Here is a 23,026-nt window from a genome sequence, read left to right on the forward strand (position 1 = left end):
AGGGTGCCCGTGCGGCGCCCGGCGATCGTCGTTCACCACCCCCGAAGGGCCGGAACCGCCATGACTTCCACCCACGCCTTCTGGCTGGCCGGCCGCCAGGCCACCGGCGAGGACAGCTTCGACGTCACCAACCCCTGGGACGGCCGTCTCGTCGGCACGGTCGCCGTGCCGACCGACGCCCAGGTCGAGGAGGCCGTCGCCGCCGCCCACGCCGTGCGCGAGGAGTTCGCCGCGACCCCGGCGCACGTGCGCGCCGCAGCGCTCGACCACGTCGTACGCCGCCTCACCGAGCGCACCGAGGAGATCGCCCAGCTGATCTCCGCCGAGAACGGCAAGCCCGTCAAGTGGGCACGCGGCGAGGTCGGCCGGGCCGTGTCCGTCTTCCGGTTCGCCGCCGAGGAGGCCCGCCGCTTCAACGGCGGTGACGCCCAGCGGCTGGACACCGACGCCGGCGGCACCGGCCGGCTCGGGCTGACCCGGCGCTTCCCGCGCGGAGCCGTCCTCGGGATCGCGCCCTTCAACTTCCCGCTCAACCTGAGCGCCCACAAGGTCGCCCCGGCCATCGCCGTCGGCGCCCCGATCATCCTGAAGCCGGCGCCGGCCACCCCGATCTCCTCGCTGATCCTGGGCGAACTGCTGGCCGAGACGGACCTTCCGGCCGGTTCCTGGTCGGTGCTGACCGTGCCCAACGACAAGATGCCGGCCCTGGTCCAGGACGAGCGGCTCCCGGTGATCTCCTTCACCGGGTCCGGCCCGGTCGGCTACTCGATCATGGAGTCGGTGCCGCGCAAGCACTGCACCCTGGAGCTCGGTGGCAACGGGGCGGCCGTCGTACTCGGCGACTGGTCCTCCGAGGAGGACCTGGACCTGGCCGCGACCCGCATCGCGACCTTCTCCAACTACCAGGGCGGCCAGTCCTGCATCTCGGTGCAGCGTGTCATCGCGGACGCCTCGGTGTACGACCGGCTCGTCCCGAAGATCGTCGCGGCCGTCGAGGCCCTGGTGACCGGCGACCCCTCCGACGCGGCCACCGACGTGGGCCCGCTGGTCAGCGAGGACGCCGCCCGTCGGGTCGGGGCCTGGGTCGACGAGGCCGTCGCCGCCGGCGCCACGCTGCTGACCGGAGGCGAGCGCGACGGCGCCACCTATGCCCCGACGGTCCTCACCGACCTCCCCGGCACCACGACGCTCGCCGGCGAAGAGGTCTTCGGCCCCGTCCTGTACGTACAGAAGGCCGAGGGCGAGGCCGAGGCCTTCGCCGCCGTCAACTCCTCGAAGTACGGGCTGCAGGCGGGCGTCTTCACCCACGACCTGCAGACCGCCTTCCGCGCCCACCGCGCCCTGGAGGTGGGTGGCGTGATCATCGGGGACGTGCCCTCCTACCGCGCCGACCAGATGCCGTACGGCGGCGCCAAGCAGTCCGGGGTGGGCCGCGAGGGCGTCCGCTACGCCATGGACGACTACACCTACGAGAGGGTGCTCGTCCTCACCGGCCTGGCCCTGTAGCCCGGGCGAGCGACGGACCGGCCGGAGCCCGCTGTGCGGGGGCTCCGGCCGGCCTCATATCGCTCGTGCGGGTGAGAGACGGCCGAAGGACACCGGCCGGGATCGCCCGGCCGGTAGAACGCGGAGGTGACCAGGATCCCCCTGCGCGGCTTCGGCGCGCTCCCCCTCGCACTCGCTCTCGTACCGCTCCTCGCTCCCGGTCCGGCCCGGGCGGCCCCGGCACAGGCCGCCGAGGTGAAGACGCTCGCCGACGCCGTCGGCCTGGTGAAGGTCGTCGAGGAGAACCGGACCGGCTACGCCGCCTCGCGCTTCCCGCACTGGAACGCGGGCGAACTCCCCTCCGACGGCTGCGACACCCGCCACGAGGTGCTGCTCGCCGAGGCGGTCGTGGCCCCGGCGGCGGGGGCCGGCTGCGCGCTGACCGGCGGGACGTGGAGGTCCTACCAGGACGGCCAGGAGGTGACCGGCACCGAGGCCCTGGAGGTGGCCCACCTGGTGCCCCTCGGGGAGGCCTGGGCCTCCGGCGCCTCCGGGTGGAGCGCGGCCAGGCGTGAGGCGTACGCGAACGACCAGGGTGCGGCGGCGACGCTCGTCGTGGTGACGGCACGCGTGAACCGTCAGAAGGCCGGACAGGACCCGGCCGGGTGGCTCCCGCCCGTGCCGGAGGCTCACTGCCGGTACGCGGGGGAGTGGGTGACGACGAAGCTCCGCTGGCGGCTCACCGCCGACAACCCGGAGATGGAGGCGCTGAAGGTGCTCGCCGAGGGTCCATGCGAGGACACCGTCGTCCAGTACCGCCCGGCCCCGTAGGGATGATCCTGCGTGACCTCGGTCCCCGTTCAGCGGTTGAGGCGATGAACGGGTGGACACATCCGATGAAAAGAAGACGAGGTCACCGAGTGAAGTCATACCGGACGCGTGCACTGTTCCGAAGCGCCTTCGGGTGCGGTGCCGCTCTGCTGGCCGCGGGGCTGTCCGCCGGGACGGCCTACGCCGACGAGACGCACACCGACGCGCACAACGCGCCGCACTTCGCGCTCGTCCAGACCGGGCAGATCGACGACCCCCTGGAGGACGTGCTGGAGCACGCGGCGGTCCTCGGCACCACCTACGTCTTCGACTGAGACCGGCTGCCGACCACCGGCACGGAACCCGCCGGCGGGCGCGGGGGCGGAGGTCGCCCGACCGGCGGAGGCGGCCGCCCGGCCCCGTGTCCGTACGGTGCGTGGGGAGGGGGCGCCGGGTGTGGGCCCCGGCCGCTCCCGCACGCCCCCGGGGACCCTCGGCAGGGGTGGTGGCGCCGACGCAGATCGGGTAGATACGGACGAGTGGTACCGATCGGCACGCGTACGGTCCGCCCCTACCCCGACTCGCGGCGAGGTGAGCTCCTCATGTCCGCCCCATCCGACATCCCCCAGGCCCCCAAAGTCACCGAGCGCGAAGCGCGGCAGGTCGCCGAAGCCGCCCGTGAACAGGACTGGCGCAAGCCGAGTTTCGCCAAGGAACTCTTCCTCGGCCGCTTCAGGCTGGACCTCATCCACCCACACCCGCTGCCGGCCCCGGACGACGTACGGCGCGGGGAGGCCTTCCTCGCCCGGCTGCGCGAGTTCTGCGAGGCCCATGTCGACGGCGCGCTCATCGAGCGCGAGGCCAGGATCCCCGACGAGGTGATCAACGGCCTCAAGGAGCTCGGCGCCCTCGGCATGAAGATCGAGACCAGGTACGGCGGCCTGGGCCTGACCCAGGTCTACTACAACAAGGCGCTCGCCCTGGCCGGTTCGGCGAGCCCGTCGATCGGCGCGCTGCTCTCCGCCCACCAGTCCATCGGCGTACCGCAGCCGCTCAAGATGTTCGGCACGCAGGAGCAGAAGGACGCCTTCCTGCCCCGTCTCGCGCGGACGGACATCTCCGCCTTCCTCCTCACCGAACCCGACGTCGGCTCCGATCCGGCCCGGCTCGCCACCACGGCCGTGCCCGACGACGGGGGAGACTACGTCCTGGACGGGGTGAAGCTCTGGACGACCAACGGCGTCGTCGCCGACCTGCTGGTCGTCATGGCCCGGGTCCCCGAGTCCGAGGACCACAAGGGCGGCATCACCGCCTTCGTCGTCGAGGCCGACTCCCCGGGCATCACCGTCGAACACCGCAACGCCTTCATGGGCCTGCGCGGCATCGAGAACGGCGTGACCCGCTTCCACCGCGTCCGGGTCCCCGCGGCCAACCGGATCGGCGCCGAGGGCGCCGGCCTCAAGATCGCCCTCACCACGCTCAACACCGGGCGCCTCTCGCTGCCCGCCATGTGCGTCGGCGTCGGCAAGTGGTCCCTGAAGATCGCCCGGGAATGGTCGGCGGTGCGCGAGCAGTGGGGCAGGGCCGTCGCCCGGCACGAGGCGGTCGGCGCGAAGATCTCCTTCATCGCCGCCACCACCTTCGCCCTCGAAGCGGTCGTGGACCTCTCCTCGCAGATGGCCGACGAGAGCCGCAACGACATCCGCATCGAGGCCGCGCTCGCCAAGCTGTACGGCTCCGAGATGGGCTGGCTGATCTCCGACGAACTCGTCCAGATCCGCGGCGGTCGCGGCTTCGAGACCGCCGCCTCGCTCGCGGCCCGCGGCGAACGCGCCGTCCCCGCCGAGCAGATGCTCCGCGACATGCGGATCAACCGGATCTTCGAGGGTTCCACGGAGATCATGCACCTGCTGATCGCCCGCGAGGCCGTCGACGCCCACCTCAAGGTCGCCGGCGACATCATCGACCCCGAGAAGCCGCTGTCCGACAAGGCCAAGGCGGGTGTCGACGCCGCCGGTTTCTACGCCCGCTGGCTCCCCAAGCTGATCGGCGGACCCGGTCAGCTGCCCCACACCTACGGCGAGTTCCGCGTCCCCGGGCACCCCGATCTCTCCACACACCTGCGGTACGTCGAGCGGTCGGCCCGGAAGCTGGCCCGCTCCACCTTCTACGCGATGTCCCGCTGGCAGGGCCGCATGGAGACCAAGCAGGGCTTCCTCGGCCGGATCGTCGACATCGGCGCCGAACTCTTCGCGATGAGCGCCGCCTGCGTCCGGGCCGAGCACCTGCGCGCCGACGACGACCACGGGCGCGAGGCGTACCAGCTCGCCGACGCGTTCTGCCGGCAGGCCCGCATCCGGGTGGAGGAGCTCTTCGACCGGCTCTGGACCAACACCGACGACATCGACAGGCGCGTCGTCGACGGGGTCCTCTCCGGGACCTACACCTGGCTGGAGGAGGGGGTCATCGACCCCAGCGGCGACGGCCCCTGGATCGCCGACGCCACCCCCGGCCCGGCCACCGGGGACGACGTCCACCGCACCGTCCGCTGAATCCGGGCCCCGCGGGGCGCGTCCACTGCCTGGACGCGCCCCGCGACCACGCCCGGCGCAGGGCAAAATGGGCGCCCGTGACCGTCATCGACATCCCCGGCTCCAAGTCCGTCACCGCCCGCGCCCTGTTCCTGGCTGCGGCGGCGGACGGCATCACCACCCTCCTGCGCCCCCTGCACTCGGACGACACCGAGGGGTTCACCGAGGGACTGACCCGCCTCGGGTACGGCGTCGTCCGCGAGCCCGACCGATGGCACATCGAGGGCCGGCCCTCCGGACCCGCCGCCACGGACGCCGAGGTCCACTGCCGTGACGGGGCCACCACCGCGCGCTTCCTGCCGACGCTCGCCGCCGCCGCGGCCACCGGCACCTACCGGTTCGACGCCTCCGCGCAGATGCGCCGCCGTCCCCTCGCCCCGCTCACCGAGGCCCTGCGCACCCTCGGCGTCGACCTGCGGCACGGACAAGCCGAGGGCCACCACCCGCTCACCATCGAGGCGTCGGGCGTCAAGGGCGGCGAACTCACGCTCGACGCGGGGGAGTCGTCCCAGTACCTCACCGCCCTGCTCATGCTCGGACCGCTCACCGCCGAAGGCCTCAGGATCGACGTCACGGAGCTCGTCTCGGCGCCGTACATCGAGATCACCCTCGCGATGATGCGCAGCTTCGGCGTCGAGGTCGCCCGTGAGGGGAACACGTTCACCGTCCCTCCCGGCGGCTACCGCGCCACCACGTACGCCGTCGAGCCCGACGCGTCGACAGCCTCGTACTTCTTCGCGGCCGCGGCCCTCACCGGCCGTGAGGTCACCGTCCCCGGCCTCGGCGCCGACGCGCTCCAGGGCGACCTGCGCTTCACCGACGTGCTGCGCCGGATGGGCGCCGACGTCGTCACGACGGCCGACTCCACGACCGTACGGTCCTCCGGCGGGCTCTCCGGGCTGACGGTCAACATGCGCGACATCTCCGACACGATGCCCACGCTCGCCGCGATCGCGCCGTTCGCCACCTCAGCCGTCCGGATCGAGGACGTCGCCAACACCCGGGTGAAGGAGTGCGACCGGCTGGAGGCCTGCGCGGAGAACCTGCGGAACATGGGCGTCACCGTCCACACCGGACCCGACTGGATCGAGATCCTGCCCGGGACCCCGCGTCCCACCGAGATCATCACCCACGGCGACCACCGCATCGTGATGTCGTTCGCCGTCGCCGGACTGCGCACGCCCGGCATGAGCTACGACGACCCCGGCTGCGTACGGAAGACCTTCCCCGCCTTCCACGAGGAGTTCGCGGACTTCGTGGCACGCACCGCGGGGTCCTGACGGCCTTTGACGTGCCCCTGGGGCCTTCCGGCCCACGTCGGGTGGTCCCGGGGCACGCCTCGGTGGGGACTCGCTGTCCACACGCACAGCGGATGCGGCAACAATGGGGGGCATGAGCGAAAGCCCCGCACCCCTCGCCGATCCGCATCTCGTCTTCGACGCGACCGAAGGCCGCCGGGATCTCGTGATCCTCGGCTCCACAGGGTCCATCGGTACCCAGGCCATCGACCTGGTTCTGCGCAACCCCGGCCGTTTCCGCGTCACCGCGCTCTCCGCCGCGGGCGGCAGGGTCCAGCTCCTCGCCGAGCAGGCGCGGAAGCTGCGGGTGCGTTCGGTCGCGGTGGCCGACGCGGACAAGGCGCCCGCGCTCCGCGAGGCCCTGCGTGACGTCTACGGGGCGGGGGAGCCGCTCCCGGAGATCCTGGCCGGCCCGGACGCCGCCACGGAACTCGCCGCGAGCGACTGCCACACCGTGCTGAACGGGATCACCGGCTCGATCGGGCTCGCCCCCACCCTCGCCGCGCTGAAGGCGGGCCGCACCCTCGCCCTGGCCAACAAGGAGTCGCTGATCGTCGGCGGTCCCCTGGTGAAGGAACTCGCCGCCCCCGGCCAGATCATCCCGGTCGACTCCGAGCACGCCGCGCTCTTCCAGGCCATCGCCGCGGGGAAGCGCGCCGATGTCCGCAAGCTCGTCGTGACCGCGTCCGGCGGTCCGTTCCGCGGCCGCACGAGGAGCGAGCTGGCCGATGTGACCCGGGAGCAGGCCCTGGCGCACCCGACCTGGGCCATGGGCCCGGTCATCACGGTCAACTCCGCGACCCTGGTCAACAAGGGACTGGAGGTCATCGAGGCACACCTGCTCTACGACATCCCGTTCGACCGGATCGAGGTCGTGGTCCACCCCCAGTCGTACGTTCACTCGATGGTGGAGTTCACCGACGGATCGACCCTCGCGCAGGCGACCCCGCCCGACATGCGAGGGCCCATCGCGATCGGTCTCGGCTGGCCCGAGCGGGTCCCGGACGCGGCCCCCGCCTTCGACTGGACCACGGCCTCCAGCTGGGAGTTCTTCCCGCTCGACACCGAGGCGTTCCCGTCCGTCGGGCTCGCCCGGCACGTGGGCACCCTGGGCGGAACGGCCCCCGCGGTGTTCAACGCGGCCAACGAGGAGTGCGTGGACGCGTTCCTCGCGGGACGGCTGCCCTTCAACGGAATCATGGATACGGTCACCACGGTGGTCGCCGAGCACGGCACCCCCGCCACGGGAACCTCACTGACGGTCGCCGACGTCCTCGACGCGGAGGCCTGGGCCCGGTCCAGGGCCCGTGAACTCTCGGCGGAAGCGACAGCGGAGGCGCACGTATGAGCATGACGACGATCCTGATGACGATCCTGGGGATCGCCATCTTCGCCGTGGGTCTGCTGTTCTCGATCGCCTGGCACGAACTGGGCCACCTGTCGACGGCCAAGCTGTTCGGTATCAGGGTGCCGCAGTACATGGTCGGCTTCGGCCCGACGATCTGGTCGCGCAAGAAGGGCGACACCGAGTACGGCATCAAGGCCATCCCCGCCGGCGGCTACATCCGCATGATCGGGATGTTCCCCCCGGGCCCCGACGGGCGGATCGAGGCACGCTCCACCTCACCGTGGCGCGGCATGATCGAGGACGCCAGGTCCGCCGCCTTCGAGGAGCTCGAGCCGGGCGACGAAACGCGCCTCTTCTACACGCGCAAGCCGTGGAAGCGCGTGATCGTGATGTTCGCCGGGCCCTTCATGAACCTGGTCCTGGCCGTCGCGATCTTCATGGGCGTGGCCATGACCTTCGGCTTCCAGACCCAGACCACGGAGGTCGCGGGCGTCCAGCAGTGCGTGATCGACCAGAGTGAGGACCGCGACGCCTGCAAGGCGTCGGACCCGGTGTCGCCGGCCAAGGCCGCCGGCCTCCAGGAGGGCGACACGATCGTCGCCTTCAACGGGCAGAGGATCGACGACTGGGCCACCCTCTCGGACAGGATCCGGCAGACCATCGGCCCCGCCACCGTCACCGTGCGGCGCGACGGCCAGGAACACACCCTCAGCGCCGTGCTGGAGGAGAACGCCGTAGCCAAGAAGGACGCGGACGGCGAGGTCGTGCCCGGCGAGTTCGTCGAAGCCGGCTACCTCGGCTTCGCAGCGCGGACGGAGATCCTGCCCCTCTCCTTCGGCGACTCGGTCGTCCGCATGGGCGACATGATCGAGAACGGCGTCGATTCGATCATCGCCCTGCCCTCCAAGATTCCCGACCTGTGGAACGCGGCGTTCAGCGACGGCGAGCGTGCCGACGACTCGCCGGTCGGTGTGGTCGGCGCGGCCAGGATCGGCGGCGAGGTGATGAACCTGGACATCCCGGCACAGAACCAGGTCGCGATGATGCTGTTCCTGCTGGCGGGCTTCAACCTCTCCCTGTTCCTGTTCAACATGCTCCCGCTGCTCCCGCTGGACGGCGGGCACATCGCCGGTGCGCTCTGGGAAGCCCTGCGCCGCAATGTGGCCAAGGTCTTCAGACGCCCCGACCCCGGGCCGTTCGACGTGGCGAAGCTCATGCCGGTCGCCTACGTCGTCGCCGGTATCTTCATCTGCTTCACCCTGCTGGTGCTGGTCGCCGACATCGTGAACCCGGTGAAGATCACCTGAGCTCTCGCACGCCTCACCTGTCTCATGGATGGCGGCCGGCCACACACGTGGTGTCCGGCCGCCCTCCGTCCGGGGGTTCCACGGCCGGGGTGCGCCTCGTTCCCCTCCGGTGCCGTAACCTCGGAGCCTGGAGCCCGCCGTTGTTCTCGGGACCTCGATCCACACTGATCCACACCTTGGGGATGCTCAGCGCATGACTGCGATTTCTCTCGGAATGCCGGCCGTTCCGACCAAGCTCGCCGACCGACGGGTCAGCCGCCAGATCCAGGTCGGCACGGTCGCGGTCGGCGGGGACGCACCGGTTTCGGTGCAGTCCATGACGACGACGCGTACGTCGGACATCGGCGCGACGCTGCAGCAGATCGCGGAGCTGACGGCCTCGGGCTGCCAGATCGTGCGAGTGGCGTGCCCGACGCAGGACGACGCCGACGCACTGTCGACGATCGCGAGGAAGTCCCAGATCCCCGTGATCGCCGACATCCACTTCCAGCCGAAGTACGTCTTCGCGGCGATCGACGCCGGCTGCGCCGCGGTCCGGGTGAACCCGGGCAACATCAAGCAGTTCGACGACAAGGTCAAGGAGATCGCGAAGGCGGCCGGGGACGCGGGCACACCGATCCGTATCGGGGTGAACGCCGGCTCGCTGGACGCCCGACTGCTGAAGAAGTACGGCAAGGCGACGCCCGAGGCCCTGGTGGAGTCGGCGCTGTGGGAGGCCTCACTGTTCGAGGAGCACGGCTTCCGGGACATCAAGATCTCGGTCAAGCACAACGACCCGGTCGTCATGGTGAACGCCTACCGTCAGCTCGCGGCACAGAGCGACTACCCGCTGCACCTGGGTGTGACGGAGGCCGGCCCGGCGTTCCAGGGGACGATCAAGTCCGCCGTGGCGTTCGGCGCGCTGCTCTCGGAGGGCATCGGGGACACGATCCGGGTGTCGCTGTCGGCCCCTCCGGCGGAGGAGGTCAAGGTCGGCCTGCAGATCCTCGAGGCGCTGAACCTGAAGCAGCGGCGGCTGGAGATCGTGTCGTGCCCGTCGTGCGGCCGCGCGCAGGTGGACGTGTACAAGCTGGCCGACCAGGTGAGCGCGGGCCTGGAGGGCATGGAGGTCCCGCTGCGGGTCGCCGTGATGGGCTGTGTCGTGAACGGACCCGGTGAGGCCCGTGAGGCCGACCTGGGTGTGGCGTCCGGCAACGGCAAGGGACAGATCTTCGTGAAGGGCGAGGTCATCAAGACCGTCCCGGAGTCGAAGATCGTGGAGACCCTCATCGAGGAAGCCATGAAGATCGCGGAGCAGATGGAGAAGGACGGCATCGCTTCGGGCGAGCCCCAGGTCTCCATCGCCGGCTGACGCCGCGCCCCACCGTGCCCCGCAGGGCCCGCCCTGCGGGGCACGGTCATGTCTCCGGCCACGGGGACTCCGTCCGGGGCGGCGCTCCTCAGCCCCGTCGGTTACAGTGCGGACATCAGCAGACCGTTCGGTGAGGCCCCAGTGTTGACGCAGACCACTACCCGGGTCCTCGACCCCGGCGAGCTCCCCGACGCGCTCGCCATCCTCGAGAGCGAACCCGTCGACAACGCGTTCGTCACCTCCCGCGTGCAGGTCGCCGGACTCGATCCCTGGCGCCTCGGCGGCGAGATGTGGGGCTGGTACGCCGACGGCCGACTGCGCTCGCTCTGCTACTCAGGCGCCAACCTCGTGCCCATCTGCGCCACCCCCGAGGCCGTCAGGGCCTTCGCCGACCGTGCGCGGCGGGCCGGCCGCCGCTGCTCCTCGATCGTCGGCCCGGCCGGCCCCACGGCCGAGCTCTGGCGCCTCCTCGAACCGAGCTGGGGCCCCGCGCGCGAGGTCCGGCCCAACCAGCCCCTCATGGTGACCGACCGCACCTCGGCAGAGGTGGCCGCCGACCCACTCGTGCGCAGGGTCCGCAAGGAGGAGATGGACATCCTCATGCCGGCCTGCGTGGCCATGTTCACCGAGGAGGTCGGCATCTCCCCGCTCGCCGGCGACGGCGGCCTCCTCTACCAGGCCCGGGTCGCCGAACTGATCACCACCCGCCGCTCCTTCGCGCGCATAGAGGACGGCAGGGTGCTCTTCAAGGCCGAGATCGGCGCGGCCACCCCCCGCGCCTGCCAGATCCAGGGCGTCTGGGTCGCCCCCGAAGCCCGTGGCCAGGGGCTCTCCGAGACGGGCATGGCGGCCGTCCTGCGCTACGCGCTCAGCGATGTGGCGCCCGTCGTCAGCCTGTACGTGAACGACTACAACACCGCCGCGCGCAAGGCCTACCGCCGCGTCGGCTTCCGTGAGACGGGCGCGTTCATGAGCGTGCTGTTCTGACCGGACGGCAGGGCCAGTAGGGTTCCGGCATGGCAGCAGCAACCCCCACGTCCCCCCGGGACTCCGGGACCCCCGACATCGTGGTCGGACCGCTCGACCTCGTCGCCCGCGTCGACGACGCCCTCGCCGTGCAGGCCGTCGCCTTCGGCCTCTCCCAGGACGAGATCGACGTGCGCCGCCATATCGTGCTGCGGCACCTCGACCATCCGCAGGCCCGCGCCCTCGGCGCCACCGCCGCCGACGGACGGCTCGTCGGATTCGTCTACGGGCTGCCGAACGACCGCAGGCACTGGTGGTCGAGCGTCGTCGAACCGTATCTGCGTGCCACCGGATCCGAGGGCTGGCTCGACGACTCGTTCGTGATCACCGAACTCCACGTCCACCCGGCGTTCCAGCAGCGCGGCATCGGCCGCAGTCTGATCACCACCATCACGGACGGGGTCGGCCTGCCCCGCTCCATCCTCTCCGCGATCGACACGGAGAGCCCCGCCCGCGGTCTCTACCGCGCCCTGGGCTACCGGGACCTGGCCCGGCAGGTGCTCTTCCCGAGCGCCCCCAGGCCGTACGCGGTGATGGGCGCGCCCCTCCCGCTGCGCCGACCGGCCTGAGGAATGGATTTCCGCCCGCACGGGCCCCCCGGCTAACCTCGGGCCCACCACCCTTCCGAGCAGGAGTTCACCATGGCCCAGGTCCAGCGCATGTCCCGATTGATGATCAAGACACTGCGCGACGACCCGGCGGACGCCGAGACGCTCAACCACAAGCTCCTCGTCCGCGCCGGTTACGTACGCCGCACCGCGGCCGGCATCTGGTCCTGGCTGCCGCTCGGCAAGAAGGTCCTGGAGAACGTCTCCCGCGTCGTCCGCGAGGAGATGGACGCCATCGGCGGCCAGGAGGTCCTGCTCCCCGCGCTGCTGCCCAAGGAGGCGTACGAGGCGAGCGGCCGGTACGACGAGTACGGCGACCTGCTGTTCCGGCTCAAGGACCGCAAGGGCGCCGACTACCTCCTCGGCCCCACCCACGAGGAGGTCTTCACCCAGGTCGTCAAGGACATGTGCTCGTCCTACAAGGACCTGCCCGTGATCCTCTACCAGATCCAGACCAAGTACCGCGACGAGGCCCGCCCCCGCGCCGGCGTGCTGCGCGGCCGCGAGTTCCAGATGAAGGACTCGTACTCCTTCGACACCACCGACGAGGGCCTGGCGGAGGCCTACCAGCTGCACCGCGCCGCGTACATCAAGATCTTCGAGCGCCTCGGTCTCGACCACCGCATCGTCTCCGCCGTCTCCGGCGCCATGGGCGGCTCCGCCTCCGAGGAGTTCCTCGCCCCCGCGCCCGCCGGCGAGGACACCTTCGTCGACTGCCCCAACTGCGACTACGCCGCCAACACCGAGGCCGTGACCTTCAAGGCCACCCCCGCCGACGCCTCGGCGACCGGCCCGGTCGAGGAGCTGGACACCCCCGACACCCCGACGATCGAGACGCTCGCCGCCCACCTGGGTGTCGAGGCCTCAGCCACCCTGAAGAACCTCCTGGTCAAGGTCGACGGCGAGATCGTGGCCGTGGGCGTGCCCGGTGACCGCGAGGTCGACCTCGGCAAGCTCGGCGAGCACCTCGCGCCGGCCGTCGTCGAGCTCGTCACCGCCGAGGACTTCGTGGGCCGCCCCGACCTGGTGCGCGGCTACGTCGGCCCGCAGGGTCTGGAGAAGGTCCGCTACATCGCCGACCCCCGCGTCGCCGCGGGCACCGCCTGGATCACGGGGGCCAACAAGGAGGGCAAGCACGCGCGGAACGTCGTCGCGGGCCGGGACTTCGAGGTCGACGAGCACCTCGACGTCGTCGTCGTCGAGGCGGGCGACCCCTGCCCCAACTGCGGCACCGGCCTCCAGGTGGACCGCGCCATCGAGATCGGCCACATCTTCCAGCTGGGCCGCAAGTACGCCGACATCTTCTCCCTCGATGTCCTCGGCCAGCAGGGCAAGCCCGTCCGCGTCACGATGGGCTCCTACGGCATCGGCGTCTCCCGCGCGGTCGCCGCTCTCGCCGAGCAGACCGCCGACGACAAGGGTCTGTGCTGGCCCCGCGAGATCGCCCCGGCCGACGTGCACGTCGTCGCCGCGGGCAAGGCGCTCCAGACCGAGCTGGCCCTCGACGTCTCCGAGAAGCTCAACGCCGCGGGCCTGCGTGTCCTCGTCGACGACCGCGCGGGCGTCTCGCCGGGCGTGAAGTTCACGGACTCCGAGCTCATCGGCGTCCCGAAGATCCTCGTCGCCGGCCGCCGTTCGGCCGAGGGTGTCCTGGAGCTGAAGGACCGCCGCACGGGCGAGCGCGAGGAGCTCACCGTCGACGAGGCGATCGCCCGCCTGACCGACCAGGGCTGATTCCGGACGGACGGCGACGGGGCCCCGCGCACCGCGCGGGGCCCCGTCGTGCGGGTGGCTACAGCCAGTCCGCGAACTCCAGCGACAGCTCGCCGTCCTGCCTGCGTCCCGCCGTCAGTGCCCGTGTGCCGGACTCGACGGCGCGGAACAGCGTCCAGCCGCGCAGCCGCGCCTGGTCGACCTCCAGCGAGTCCGCGAGCTTCTTGACCCGGCGACGTGCCGTCACGGGGCCGCCGGGTGAGGCGATCAGGTCCTCGACCCGGTCACGCACGAGCCGCGCCAGGTCGTACGCCCGCTCGCCGGCCAGCGGTTCCGGGCCGACCGCCAGCCATGGGGCACGCTCGCCGGACAGAACCTTGCTCTGCCGGAAGTTGCCGTGCAGCAGGAGGAGTTCGGGGGAGTCCAGCACCAGCTCCGCACGGGCGGCCAGGGCCGCGGAGACCAGCGGCCCGAGGGCCGGGTCCCGCACGGCGGCGGCCCGCATGGGCTCCAGCTGGCGCGCGGTGCGCTCCGCGACGGTCTCGAAGGCGTGGCCGGGCGGCGGCTCGACCCACAGCCGCCGCACCGTGCCGGCGGCCTCCAGCAGTGCCTTCGCCTCGGGGAGGGAGCGCAGGGACATCTCGTGGTGCAGCCGTTCCAGCAGGAGGGCCTCGTCCGGCACCGCGGTGTCCGCTTCCAGGAGCTCGACGGCACCCCAGCCGTTCCAGTGCGCGAGTGCCGCCCGTTCGAGCGCGGGCGCCGCCCCGGGCGGTGCGATCTTCAGAACGGCCGGCGTACCGTCTGCCCTGCGCACCAGGAGGACGAGGCCACTGCGCCCGCCGGGGGCGCACACCCGGTCGAGGGAGACCGCGTGAGCGGACAGCGTCTCGTCGACGAGTGCGGGGAGCCGCCCGAGCCACTCGGCCGCGCCCGAGTCCCCGTGCGTCTCGCCGAGCGCTCGCACCAGACGCTGCGGCGGTTCGAAACCCATACCTGCCCTGTTCCCTTTCGATGCGTACCCGGTGGCTCAGCGCGTGGCGCCGGTGGCGCCGGCCTCCGCCGTGTCGTCAGGCGGGGCGGCCTTCTCGGTGAGCCCGGGAAAGGCTACGCCGGTGCCGCGCCAGCGCACCGCACGCACCGCGGCCTCGCGGAGCGCGCCCGCGGCGTCCTGCCGCAGGGGCCCCCGGGCGGCCCGCACGAGATCGGAGTACACGCCCGCGACCCGGTCCTCCAGCACGGAGGCGAGCCGCGTCGCGCTCGACGGCTCGCGCACGGCGAAGGGCAGAGCGTACGCGGCGCGCGCCGCCACCGGCGTACCTCCCAGGTCACGCACCGTCCGTGCGAGCGCGTCGCGCCGGGCGCGGTGGGCAGCGGCGGCGGCTGTCGCATCGCCGCGGCGGTCGCCGTCGAGCCGACCGCCCAGCGCTCCGTAGCCGTACACCGCCGCGTGCTCGGCGGCGAGTGCGGCCTGTGCGGCCCGCAGGGTCTCCGCCCTGCCGCTGTCGTCCCTGTCGTCCGTTCCGGCCGCCTGTGTCGTCATGCCGGGGTCTCCTTGGCCAGTTCGGTCAGCAGATACGCGTGGGCCGCGCCGGCCGCGGCGATCGAGGCCAGCAGCCTGGCCAGTTCCGGTTCGGCGGTGAGCAGGGCCGTGGCGCGTCCGTCGGCCACCCGGCGCTCCTCGGCGGCCAGTTCCTTCAGAGCCGCACGTGCGCCGGTGACGGCGGCCGGCGGAGCGGGTGCGGGTGAGCCGCTCGCCTTCTTAGCCGGCCCGCCCAGGGCCGCCAGGTGCTCCCGTACGGCGGCTCCCATCGGCGCGAGTCCCGCCTCCGTCACCGGGTGGGCGGCCGCGAGCTGTTCGTAGCGGGAGAGCAGCGAGGCGCTGTCACGGGCGGCGGCGGCCCGCAGCGCGTTCCGAGCCCGGAGCGACGCGGTTCCGGCGTCGGTGCCGCCGGGGGCCGTATGTGCCTCCCCGCCTCCGCAGCCTGTCAGCACCGCACCCAGGGCGACTGCTCCCGTAGTGGTGAGCGCACCCCTGCGCGTCATCCCCATGCGGCGCACTTGTCTCCTTCAGCCTGGTTTTTGACAGTTTCTGACCCGAAGTGATCACCGATGGTGAGCGTACCTGCGGTCGGCCGGGAGGCGGACGGCAACACCCCTGCGGACCGGATACCCTTTGACCTGACACGCGACGATCCCCACAACAGCACACGCGGCCGAGGAGTCACCCGGATGAGCACCACCCAGAGCGACAGGCTGCGCGAATTGCTGGAGCCGCTCGTCAGCGCCCAGGAGCTGGACCTCGAGGAGATCGAGGTGTCCCGTGCGGGCCGCCGACGGGTGCTGAGGGTCGTCGTGGACTCCGAGGACGGCGTGGAGCTGGACACCTGCGCCGAACTGAGCCGCGACATCTCCGAGACGCTGGACGAGACCGACGCCATGGGTGAGGGCGAGTACGTCCTCGAGGTGAGCTCTCCGGGCGCCGACCGCCCGTTGACCGAGCACCGCCACTACGTACGCGCCACCGGCCGGCTGGCCAGGCTCACGCTGGGCGAGGACGGCGAGCTGGTGGCCCGCATCCTCGCGGTGGACGCCGAGGGCCTCGATCTGGAAGTGCCGGGCGTCAAGGGCCGCAAGCCCACGTCGCGCCGTGTCGCCTTCGACGAGATCACCAAGGCGCGCGTGGAGATCGAATTCAACCGCAAGGACAAGAAGGAAGAGGAGGCGTAGCCGTGGACATCGATGTAAAGCTTCTGAAGGGCTTGGCGCAGGACAAGGAGATCCCCTTCGACGTGCTCGTCGGGGCGATCGAGTCGGCCCTCCTCATCGCGTACCACCGCACCGACGGAAGTCACCGCCGTGCGCGCGTCGAGCTGGACGCCGGCGGCCACGTCACGGTGTGGGCGAAGGACGACCCGGCGGAGCTCGAGGAGGGCCAGGAGCCCAAGGAGTTCGACGACACGCCGTCCGGCTTCGGCCGTATCGCCGCGACCACCGCCAAGCAGGTCATCCTGCAGCGGCTGCGCGACGCCGAGGACGACAGGACGTTCGGGGAGTACGCGGGCCACGAGGGTGACGTCGTCACGGGCCTCGTCCAGCAGGGCAAGGACCCGAAGAACGTCCTGGTCGACATCGGCAAGCTGGAAGCCATCCTGCCCGTGCAGGAGCAGGTGCCCGGCGAGGAGTACACCCACGGCCTGCGGCTGCGCACGTACGTCGTACGGGTGGCCAAGGGTGTGCGCGGTCCCTCCGTGACGCTTTCCCGCACCCACCCGAACCTGGTGAAGAAGCTCTTCGCCCTGGAGGTTCCGGAGATCGCGGACGGCTCGGTCGTCATCGAGGCCATCGCCCGCGAGGCGGGCCACCGGACCAAGATCGCCGTACGGTCCACCCGGGCCGGCCTCAACCCGAAGGGCGCCTGCATCGGCCCGATGGGCAGCCGCGTGCGCAATGTCATGGCCGAGCTGCACGGCGAGAAGATCGACATCGTGGACTGGTCGGACGATCCCGCCGAGATGGTCGCCAACGCCCTGTCGCCCGCACGGGTGAGCAAGGTCGAGGTCGTGGACCTCGGGACGCGCTCGGCCCGGGTGACCGTGCCCGACTACCAGCTGTCGCTGGCGATCGGCAAGGAGGGGCAGAACGCCCGCCTGGCCGCCCGGCTCACCGGCTGGCGCATCGACATCCGCCCGGACACCGAGACCGAGGCCGAGCGCGACGTCGCCGACCGCGAGCGCGCCGAGCGCGCCCGGGAGCGGTCCGAGCGCGGCTGACCCCGGGCCTGTTCCGGGCCGCCCGAGGGCGGCCCGGCAGGGGTCCGAAGGAATAGATCAAGGCGCTTGGGCGCTGAGATCACGACAACATCCGTTCGATTTTTGCCCCAAAGGGGTGAGGTCGATGCGGGGAGGTAGACTTAGCGTGTCTGGCCGGACGCACGCCCGCGCTTGCCCCGAGCGAACCTGTGTGGGATGCCGGGAGCGAGCGGCCAAGAGCGAGCTGCTGCGCATCGTGGTGGACGAGGGAGAAGTTGTCCCTGATCCACGCGGTACGCTGCCCGGCCGGGGTGCATACGTACACCCCGCCTCTGTCTGTCTCGACCTGGCGGTCCGCCGCCGGGCATTCCCCCGGGCCTTCAAGGCCAAGGGGCCGTTCGACGCCGCGGCACTGCAGCGGTTCGTCGAGCGGGTGACACCGTAAGAAAGTGAACGGCACGGGTCCCCGTGCGGTCAGGTACCTCGCGAGTTGGAAGTAGGTCGAGATTGCGATGAGCACTCGATGAGTACGCGATGAGTACGCCCATGAAGTAGCGACGGTCCGGCGGTAACCCGGACCTAAAAGGAGCGAAGTGGCTAAGGTCCGGGTATACGAACTCGCCAAGGAGTTCGGGGTGGAGAGCAAGGTCGTCATGGCCAAGCTCCAAGAACTCGGTGAATTCGTCCGTTCGGCGTCCTCGACGATCGAGGCGCCGGTCGTACGCAAGTTGACTGACGCACTGCAGGGTCCCGGTGGCAACGCCGGCAAGTCCGCTGCAAAGCCTGGCGCGCCCCGCAAGGCCGCCCCCTCAAAGCCCGCAGCGCCCTCCCCGGCCGCTGCGGCACGTCCTGCTGCCCCGAAGCCCGGCGCACCGGCCCCCAAGCCGGCCGCTGCCGAGGCTCCGGCGAGCACCCCGGCGGCGCCGTCCGCGCCGTCTGCGCCCTCCACGTCTTCGGCCCCCCGTCCGGGTCCGAAGCCCGCGCCGAAGCCCGCCCCGGTCACTCCGGTGCCCGCCGCGGAGTTCTCGGCTCCGGCTCCGGCACAGCAGCCGGCCGCACCCCAGCAGGCCCCGCGTCCCGCGGGTGCCACCCCTGGACCGCGCCCCGCCCGTCCGGCTCCGGCCGGCGGTCAGCGCGACGGTGGTCAGCGTGACGGCGGCCGCGAAGGCGGCCAGCGTGACGGTGGCCGTGGCGGCGAGCGCGGCGGAGACCGCCCCGCACGTCCCGCGGGCCAGGGCGCACCGCGCCCCGGCGGCGCACGTCCGGCGGGTCCCCGTCCGGGCAACAACCCCTTCACCTCCGGCGGTTCCACCGGCATGGCGCGCCCCCAGGCGCCCCGTCCCGGCGGTGCCCCGCGCCCCGGCGGCGGTCAGGAGCGCCCCGGCGCCCCGCGCCCGCAGGGTGGTCCCGGTGGCGCCCCGCGCCCCCAGGGCCAGGGTGGTGCACGTCCCTCTCCGGGCGGCATGCCCCGTCCGCAGGCTCCCCGTCCGGGCGGTGCCCCCTCGGGTAACCGTCCGAACCCGGGCATGATGCCGCAGCGTCCCGCAGCGGGTCCGCGTCCCGGTGGTGGCCCCGGCGGTGGCCGTGGTCCCGGTACCGGTGGCGGCGGTCGCCCCGGTGGCGGCGGCGGTCGTCCGGGTGGCGGCGGCTTCGCAGGCCGTCCGGCCGGTCCCGGTGGTGGCGGCGGCGGTTTCGCCGGCCGTCCCGGTGGTCCCGGCGGCGGTGGCGGCGCGGGCCGTCCCGGTGGTGGCGGCGGCTTCGGCGGTCGTCCCGGCTTCGGTGGACGTCCCGGCGGCCCGGGTGCCCGTGGTGGCACACAGGGTGCGTTCGGCCGTCCCGGTGGTCCCGCGCGTCGTGGCCGCAAGTCGAAGCGTCAGAGGCGCCAGGAGTACGAGGCCATGCAGGCCCCGTCGGTGGGCGGCGTCATGCTGCCCCGTGGCAACGGGCAGGCTGTCCGGCTGTCGCGCGGTGCGTCCCTGACCGACTTCGCGGAGAAGATCAACGCCAACCCGGCGTCGCTCGTCGCCGTGATGATGAACCTCGGCGAGATGGTCACCGCCACGCAGTCCGTCTCCGACGAGACGCTGAAGCTCCTCGCGGACGAGATGAACTACGTCCTCGAGATCGTCAGCCCGGAGGAGGAGGACCGCGAGCTGCTCGAGTCCTTCGACATCGAGTTCGGTGAGGACGAGGGCGGCGAAGAGGCCCTGGTCTCCCGTCCGCCGGTCGTGACCGTCATGGGTCACGTCGACCACGGTAAGACCCGACTGCTGGACGCGATCCGCAAGACGAACGTCGTTGCGGGCGAGGCCGGCGGGATCACGCAGCACATCGGTGCGTACCAGGTCTCCTCCGAGGTCAACGGCGAGGACCGCCGGATCACCTTCATCGACACCCCGGGTCACGAGGCGTTCACCGCCATGCGTGCACGTGGTGCGAAGTCCACCGACATCGCGATCCTCGTGGTGGCGGCGAACGACGGTGTGATGCCGCAGACGATCGAGGCGCTGAACCACGCCAAGGCGGCCGAGGTGCCGATCGTGGTCGCGGTCAACAAGATCGACGTCGAGGGTGCCGACCCGACCAAGGTGCGCGGTCAGCTCACCGAGTTCGGTCTGGTGGCCGAGGAGTACGGCGGCGACACGATGTTCGTCGACATCTCCGCCAAGCAGGGCCTCAACATCGAGGCGCTGCTGGAGGCCGTCGTCCTCACCGCCGACGCCTCGCTCGACCTGCGGGCCAACCCGGAGCAGGACGCGCAGGGTATTGCGATCGAGTCCCACCTCGACCGCGGCCGCGGTGCGGTCTCGACCGTCCTCGTCCAGCGAGGCACGCTGCGCATCGGTGACACGATGGTCGTCGGCGACGCGTACGGCCGTGTCCGGGCGATGCTCGACGACAACGGCAACAACGTCCAGGAAGCGGGTCCCTCGACCCCCGTCCTGGTCCTGGGTCTCACCAACGTCCCGGGTGCCGGCGACAACTTCCTGGTGGTCGACGAGGACCGTACGGCCCGTCAGATCGCCGAGAAGCGTGCCGCCCGTGAGCGCAACGCCAACTTCGCCCGCAAGGGTGTCCGGTTCTCCCTGGAGAACCTGGACGAGGCGCTCAAGGCCGGTCTTGTCCAGGAGCTCAACCTCATCATCAAGGGCGACGCGTCCGGTTCGGTGGAGGCTCTCGAGTCCTCGCTGCTCCAGCTCGACGTCGGTGAAGAGGTCGACATCCGGGTCCTGCACCGCGGTGTGGGTGCGGTCACCGAGTCGGACATCAACCTGGCGACCGGCTCCGACGCCATCGTGATCGGCTTCAACGTGCGCGCCGCAGGGCGTGCCGAGCAGATGGCCGAGCGCGAAGGCGTGGACGTCCGGTACTACTCGGTCATCTACCAGGCGATCGAAGAGATCGAAGCGGCCCTCAAGGGCATGCTCAAGCCGGAGTACGAAGAGGTCGAGCTCGGCACGGCGGAGATCCGCGAGATCTTCCGCTCGTCCAAGCTGGGCAACATCGCCGGTGTGCTGGTCCGGTCCGGCGAGGTCAAGCGCAACACCAAGGCGCGCCTGCTGCGCGATGGCAAGGTCATCGCGGAGAGCCTCAACATCTCCGGTCTGCGTCGCTTCAAGGACGACGTCACCGAGATCCGCGAAGGCTTCGAGGGCGGTATCAACCTCGGGAACTTCAACGACATCAAGATCGACGACGTCATCGCGACGTACGAGATGCGCGAGAAGCCGCGAGGCTGATCAACGGGGATTCCCGGGGGGAGACCCCCGGGTCCCCTGCACAGTCGGGGCCGGTCGACGGGTCGTAATTCCGTCGATCGGCCCCGGCCGTTCCGTGTACGGTTCTGGGTGTCCCTGCCAAGCGATGGCGGGGCGCGAACCCGAACCGGCGGGACATCCGGACACACATGTATGTGGGGACTCTGTCCTTCGATCTGCTCCTCGGCGACGTACGGTCGCTGAAGGAGAAACGCTCCGTCGTCCGCCCCATCGTCGCCGAACTCCACCGCAAGTTCGCGGTGAGCGTCGCGGAGACGGGCGAGCAGGACCTCTACCGCAGGGCCGAGATCGGCCTTGCCGTGGTCTCCGGGGACACCGGACACCTCACAGACGTACTCGACCGGTGCGAACGCATGATCGCGGGCCGGCCGGAGGTGGAGCTGCTGTCCGTACGACGGCGGCTGCACAGCGACGAAGACGATTGAGCAAGGCTTAAGAAGGAGACGGACCAGTGGCCGACAACGCGCGGGCGAAGAAGCTGGCGGACCTCATCCAGGTGGTGGTCGCCGAGAAACTGCAGCGCGGTATCAAGGACCCGCGTCTGGGCACGCACGTGACCATCACGGACACCCGTGTCACCGGCGATCTGCGGGAGGCCACGGTCTTCTACACGGTCTACGGCGACGACGAGGAGCGGGCCAGCGCGGCCGCCGGACTGGAGAGCGCCAAGGGCATCCTGCGCTCCGCGGTCGGTGCCGCGGCGGGGACGAAGTTCACCCCGACCCTGGCCTTCGTGGCGGACGCCCTGCCGGACAACGCCAAGGCGATCGAGGACCTGCTCGACCGGGCACGTGCCTCGGACGCCAAGGTCCGCGAGGCGTCCTCGGGGGCCACGTACGCCGGCGACGCGGACCCGTACCGCAAGCCGGAGGACGAGCACGAGAACGGCGAGGGCTCACCTTCCGCATGACGCAGAACAAAACGCCGGACGGCCTTGTCATCGTCGACAAGCCGTCCGGCTTCACTTCGCACGATGTCGTGGCCAAGATGCGCGGCATCGCCCGCACCCGGCGGGTCGGCCACGCCGGCACGCTGGACCCGATGGCGACCGGCGTCCTCGTACTCGGCGTCGAGCGGGCGACCAAGCTGCTCGGCCACCTCGCCCTGACCGAGAAGGAGTACCTCGGTACGATCCGGCTCGGCCAGGACACCGTCACCGACGACGCGGAGGGCGAGATCACCTCGTCCACCGACGCCTCGGGAGTGACCCGTGAGGGAATCGACGTCGGGGTGGCCGCCCTGAGCGGCCCGATCATGCAGGTGCCGTCCAAGGTCAGTGCCATCAAGATCGACGGCAAGCGGTCCTACGCCCGGGTGCGTGGCGGCGAGGAGTTCGAGATCCCGGCCCGCCCGGTGACCATCTCGTCCTTCCAGGTCCACGACGTCCGCGAGGCCGTCGCGGCGGACGGCACCCCGGTCGTCGACCTGGTCGTCTCCGTCGTCTGCTCCTCGGGTACGTACATCCGCGCCCTGGCCCGCGACCTCGGCGCCGGACTCGGCGTCGGCGGGCACCTGACAGCGCTGCGCCGGACCCGCGTCGGACCGTACGGCCTGGATGCGGCGCGCACCCTCGACCAGCATCAGCAGGAACTGACCGTGATGCCGGTGGCCGAGGCCGCCGCCTCGGCCTTCGCGCGCTGGGACGTGGACGAGCGGCGCGCCAAGCTCCTGCTCAACGGCGTACGGGTGGACATGCCGTCGTATCCGCCGGGGCCGGTCGGGGTCTTCGGGCCCGACGGGACGTTCCTGGTGCTCGTCGAGGAGCAGAAGGGCAAGGCCAAGAGCCTCGCCGTCTTCGCCTGACGGGCTCCTCACGGCCCATCGTGGAGCGGGCGCCTCCCCCCGGATCATCACCCCGAGCGCCCGCCCCACGATCCCCCTCCCGCGACCATTCCTGTCCAATCGAACCCGGAGATTCACCCCAATGGACGGGCGCTCGGAGTGATCGAGGGGTGCGAGGG

At 71.4% G+C, this 23,026-nt stretch carries 21 protein-coding genes; 18 read left to right on the plus strand and 3 right to left on the minus strand.

What is annotated here, in order from left to right:
- Nucleotides 1-60: 60 nt before the first annotated feature.
- From ABT001_RS13630 to ABT001_RS13680, 11 genes are all read left to right on the plus strand, one after another.
- Complete coding sequence (locus ABT001_RS13630) at nucleotides 61-1,506, plus strand: aldehyde dehydrogenase family protein (RefSeq protein WP_351276273.1); 1,446 nt, start codon at nucleotides 61-63, stop codon at nucleotides 1,504-1,506.
- Between the two features lie 126 nt (nucleotides 1,507-1,632).
- Complete coding sequence (locus ABT001_RS13635; RefSeq protein ID WP_351276275.1) at nucleotides 1,633-2,316, plus strand: DUF1524 domain-containing protein; 684 nt, start codon at nucleotides 1,633-1,635, stop codon at nucleotides 2,314-2,316.
- Between the two features lie 113 nt (nucleotides 2,317-2,429).
- The gene (locus ABT001_RS13640; RefSeq protein WP_502967469.1) at nucleotides 2,430-2,630 is read left to right on the plus strand and encodes a hypothetical protein; all 201 of its coding nucleotides are present in this window, start codon (nucleotides 2,430-2,432) and stop codon (nucleotides 2,628-2,630) included.
- A 267-nt stretch (nucleotides 2,631-2,897) separates the two neighbouring features.
- Entirely contained in the window at nucleotides 2,898-4,847 is a 1,950-nt protein-coding gene (locus ABT001_RS13645; RefSeq protein WP_351276277.1) for an acyl-CoA dehydrogenase family protein, read from the plus strand.
- A gap of 77 nt (nucleotides 4,848-4,924) precedes the next feature.
- Entirely contained in the window at nucleotides 4,925-6,166 is a 1,242-nt protein-coding gene (aroA, locus tag ABT001_RS13650) for a 3-phosphoshikimate 1-carboxyvinyltransferase (RefSeq protein WP_351276279.1), read from the plus strand.
- A gap of 103 nt (nucleotides 6,167-6,269) precedes the next feature.
- Nucleotides 6,270-7,532 carry a 1-deoxy-D-xylulose-5-phosphate reductoisomerase gene (dxr, locus tag ABT001_RS13655; protein WP_351276281.1) on the plus strand — a complete coding sequence of 421 codons (1,263 nt, stop codon included), beginning with the start codon at nucleotides 6,270-6,272 and terminating at the stop codon, nucleotides 7,530-7,532.
- Nucleotides 7,529-8,839 (plus strand): M50 family metallopeptidase, encoded by a 1,311-nt coding sequence (locus ABT001_RS13660; protein ID WP_351276283.1) that lies wholly within the window; start codon nucleotides 7,529-7,531, stop codon nucleotides 8,837-8,839. The genes dxr and ABT001_RS13660 overlap by 4 nt, the downstream gene beginning before the upstream one ends.
- 193 nt (nucleotides 8,840-9,032) lie before the next feature.
- A complete protein-coding gene (gene ispG, locus ABT001_RS13665) occupies nucleotides 9,033-10,190 on the plus strand; it encodes a flavodoxin-dependent (E)-4-hydroxy-3-methylbut-2-enyl-diphosphate synthase (RefSeq protein ID WP_203182760.1) in 1,158 nt (385 codons plus the stop codon).
- A 141-nt stretch (nucleotides 10,191-10,331) separates the two neighbouring features.
- Nucleotides 10,332-11,177, plus strand: a complete 846-nt coding sequence (locus ABT001_RS13670; protein ID WP_351276285.1) for a GNAT family N-acetyltransferase — start codon at nucleotides 10,332-10,334, stop codon at nucleotides 11,175-11,177.
- Between the two features lie 29 nt (nucleotides 11,178-11,206).
- Nucleotides 11,207-11,785: a GNAT family N-acetyltransferase gene (locus tag ABT001_RS13675; protein WP_351276287.1), complete on the plus strand. Its 579-nt coding sequence runs from the start codon at nucleotides 11,207-11,209 to the stop codon at nucleotides 11,783-11,785.
- Between the two features lie 72 nt (nucleotides 11,786-11,857).
- A complete protein-coding gene (locus ABT001_RS13680; protein ID WP_351276289.1) occupies nucleotides 11,858-13,558 on the plus strand; it encodes a proline--tRNA ligase in 1,701 nt (566 codons plus the stop codon).
- A gap of 58 nt (nucleotides 13,559-13,616) precedes the next feature.
- Here the strand turns inward: ABT001_RS13680 and ABT001_RS13685 are convergent, their stop codons facing one another.
- From ABT001_RS13685 to ABT001_RS13695, 3 genes are read right to left on the minus strand one after another with little or no spacing between them, the layout of a single operon-like run.
- Entirely contained in the window at nucleotides 13,617-14,528 is a 912-nt protein-coding gene (locus ABT001_RS13685; RefSeq protein WP_351276291.1) for an aminoglycoside phosphotransferase family protein, read from the minus strand.
- A 36-nt stretch (nucleotides 14,529-14,564) separates the two neighbouring features.
- Nucleotides 14,565-15,077 (minus strand): ferritin-like domain-containing protein, encoded by a 513-nt coding sequence (locus ABT001_RS13690; RefSeq protein ID WP_351276293.1) that lies wholly within the window; start codon nucleotides 15,075-15,077, stop codon nucleotides 14,565-14,567.
- Nucleotides 15,074-15,595, minus strand: coding sequence for a hypothetical protein (locus ABT001_RS13695; RefSeq protein ID WP_351276295.1), 522 nt, complete (start codon nucleotides 15,593-15,595; stop codon nucleotides 15,074-15,076). Before ABT001_RS13695 ends, ABT001_RS13690 begins: the two co-directional genes overlap by 4 nt.
- A 171-nt stretch (nucleotides 15,596-15,766) precedes the next feature.
- Between ABT001_RS13695 and rimP the strand changes: the two genes are divergently transcribed.
- From rimP to truB, 7 genes are all read left to right on the plus strand, one after another.
- On the plus strand, nucleotides 15,767-16,264 hold the full coding sequence (gene rimP, locus ABT001_RS13700; protein WP_351276297.1) for a ribosome maturation factor RimP: 498 nt from the start codon (nucleotides 15,767-15,769) through the stop codon (nucleotides 16,262-16,264).
- 2 nt (nucleotides 16,265-16,266) lie between these two features.
- Nucleotides 16,267-17,307 carry a transcription termination factor NusA gene (gene nusA / locus ABT001_RS13705; protein ID WP_351276299.1) on the plus strand — a complete coding sequence of 347 codons (1,041 nt, stop codon included), beginning with the start codon at nucleotides 16,267-16,269 and terminating at the stop codon, nucleotides 17,305-17,307.
- Between the two features lie 145 nt (nucleotides 17,308-17,452).
- Complete coding sequence (locus ABT001_RS13710) at nucleotides 17,453-17,731, plus strand: YlxR family protein (RefSeq protein WP_351276301.1); 279 nt, start codon at nucleotides 17,453-17,455, stop codon at nucleotides 17,729-17,731.
- A gap of 148 nt (nucleotides 17,732-17,879) precedes the next feature.
- Nucleotides 17,880-21,026 (plus strand): translation initiation factor IF-2, encoded by a 3,147-nt coding sequence (gene infB / locus ABT001_RS13715; RefSeq protein WP_351276303.1) that lies wholly within the window; start codon nucleotides 17,880-17,882, stop codon nucleotides 21,024-21,026.
- A 167-nt stretch (nucleotides 21,027-21,193) separates the two neighbouring features.
- Nucleotides 21,194-21,490 (plus strand): DUF503 domain-containing protein, encoded by a 297-nt coding sequence (locus ABT001_RS13720; RefSeq protein WP_351276305.1) that lies wholly within the window; start codon nucleotides 21,194-21,196, stop codon nucleotides 21,488-21,490.
- A gap of 26 nt (nucleotides 21,491-21,516) precedes the next feature.
- Nucleotides 21,517-21,975 (plus strand): 30S ribosome-binding factor RbfA, encoded by a 459-nt coding sequence (gene rbfA, locus ABT001_RS13725; protein ID WP_351276307.1) that lies wholly within the window; start codon nucleotides 21,517-21,519, stop codon nucleotides 21,973-21,975.
- A complete protein-coding gene (gene truB / locus ABT001_RS13730; protein WP_351276309.1) occupies nucleotides 21,972-22,868 on the plus strand; it encodes a tRNA pseudouridine(55) synthase TruB in 897 nt (298 codons plus the stop codon). Before rbfA ends, truB begins: the two co-directional genes overlap by 4 nt.
- The last annotated feature ends 158 nt before the right edge of the window (nucleotides 22,869-23,026 follow it).

Origin of the sequence: Streptomyces sp. NPDC002793 (genome assembly GCF_040295485.1) — a bacterium.
GTDB lineage: Bacteria > Actinomycetota > Actinomycetes > Streptomycetales > Streptomycetaceae > Streptomyces.

Excerpts from the sequence above, each read along its gene's own strand:
- ABT001_RS13720 (WP_351276305.1), top strand. The coding sequence starts at position 21,194 with ATGTATGTGGGGACTCTGTCCTTCGATCTGCTCCTCGGCGACGTACGG.
- ABT001_RS13680 (WP_351276289.1), top strand. The coding sequence starts at position 11,858 with ATGGCCCAGGTCCAGCGCATGTCCCGATTGATGATCAAGACACTGCGC.
- ABT001_RS13660 (WP_351276283.1), top strand. The coding sequence starts at position 7,529 with ATGAGCATGACGACGATCCTGATGACGATCCTGGGGATCGCCATCTTC.
- ABT001_RS13645 (WP_351276277.1), top strand. The coding sequence starts at position 2,898 with ATGTCCGCCCCATCCGACATCCCCCAGGCCCCCAAAGTCACCGAGCGC.
- ABT001_RS13690 (WP_351276293.1), bottom strand. The coding sequence starts at position 15,077 with ATGACGACACAGGCGGCCGGAACGGACGACAGGGACGACAGCGGCAGG.
- rimP (WP_351276297.1), top strand. The coding sequence starts at position 15,767 with ATGAGCACCACCCAGAGCGACAGGCTGCGCGAATTGCTGGAGCCGCTC.
- ABT001_RS13630 (WP_351276273.1), top strand. The coding sequence starts at position 61 with ATGACTTCCACCCACGCCTTCTGGCTGGCCGGCCGCCAGGCCACCGGC.
- ABT001_RS13685 (WP_351276291.1), bottom strand. The coding sequence starts at position 14,528 with ATGGGTTTCGAACCGCCGCAGCGTCTGGTGCGAGCGCTCGGCGAGACG.
- truB (WP_351276309.1), top strand. The coding sequence starts at position 21,972 with ATGACGCAGAACAAAACGCCGGACGGCCTTGTCATCGTCGACAAGCCG.
- ABT001_RS13675 (WP_351276287.1), top strand. The coding sequence starts at position 11,207 with ATGGCAGCAGCAACCCCCACGTCCCCCCGGGACTCCGGGACCCCCGAC.
- ispG (WP_203182760.1), top strand. The coding sequence starts at position 9,033 with ATGACTGCGATTTCTCTCGGAATGCCGGCCGTTCCGACCAAGCTCGCC.
- dxr (WP_351276281.1), top strand. The coding sequence starts at position 6,270 with ATGGGGGGCATGAGCGAAAGCCCCGCACCCCTCGCCGATCCGCATCTC.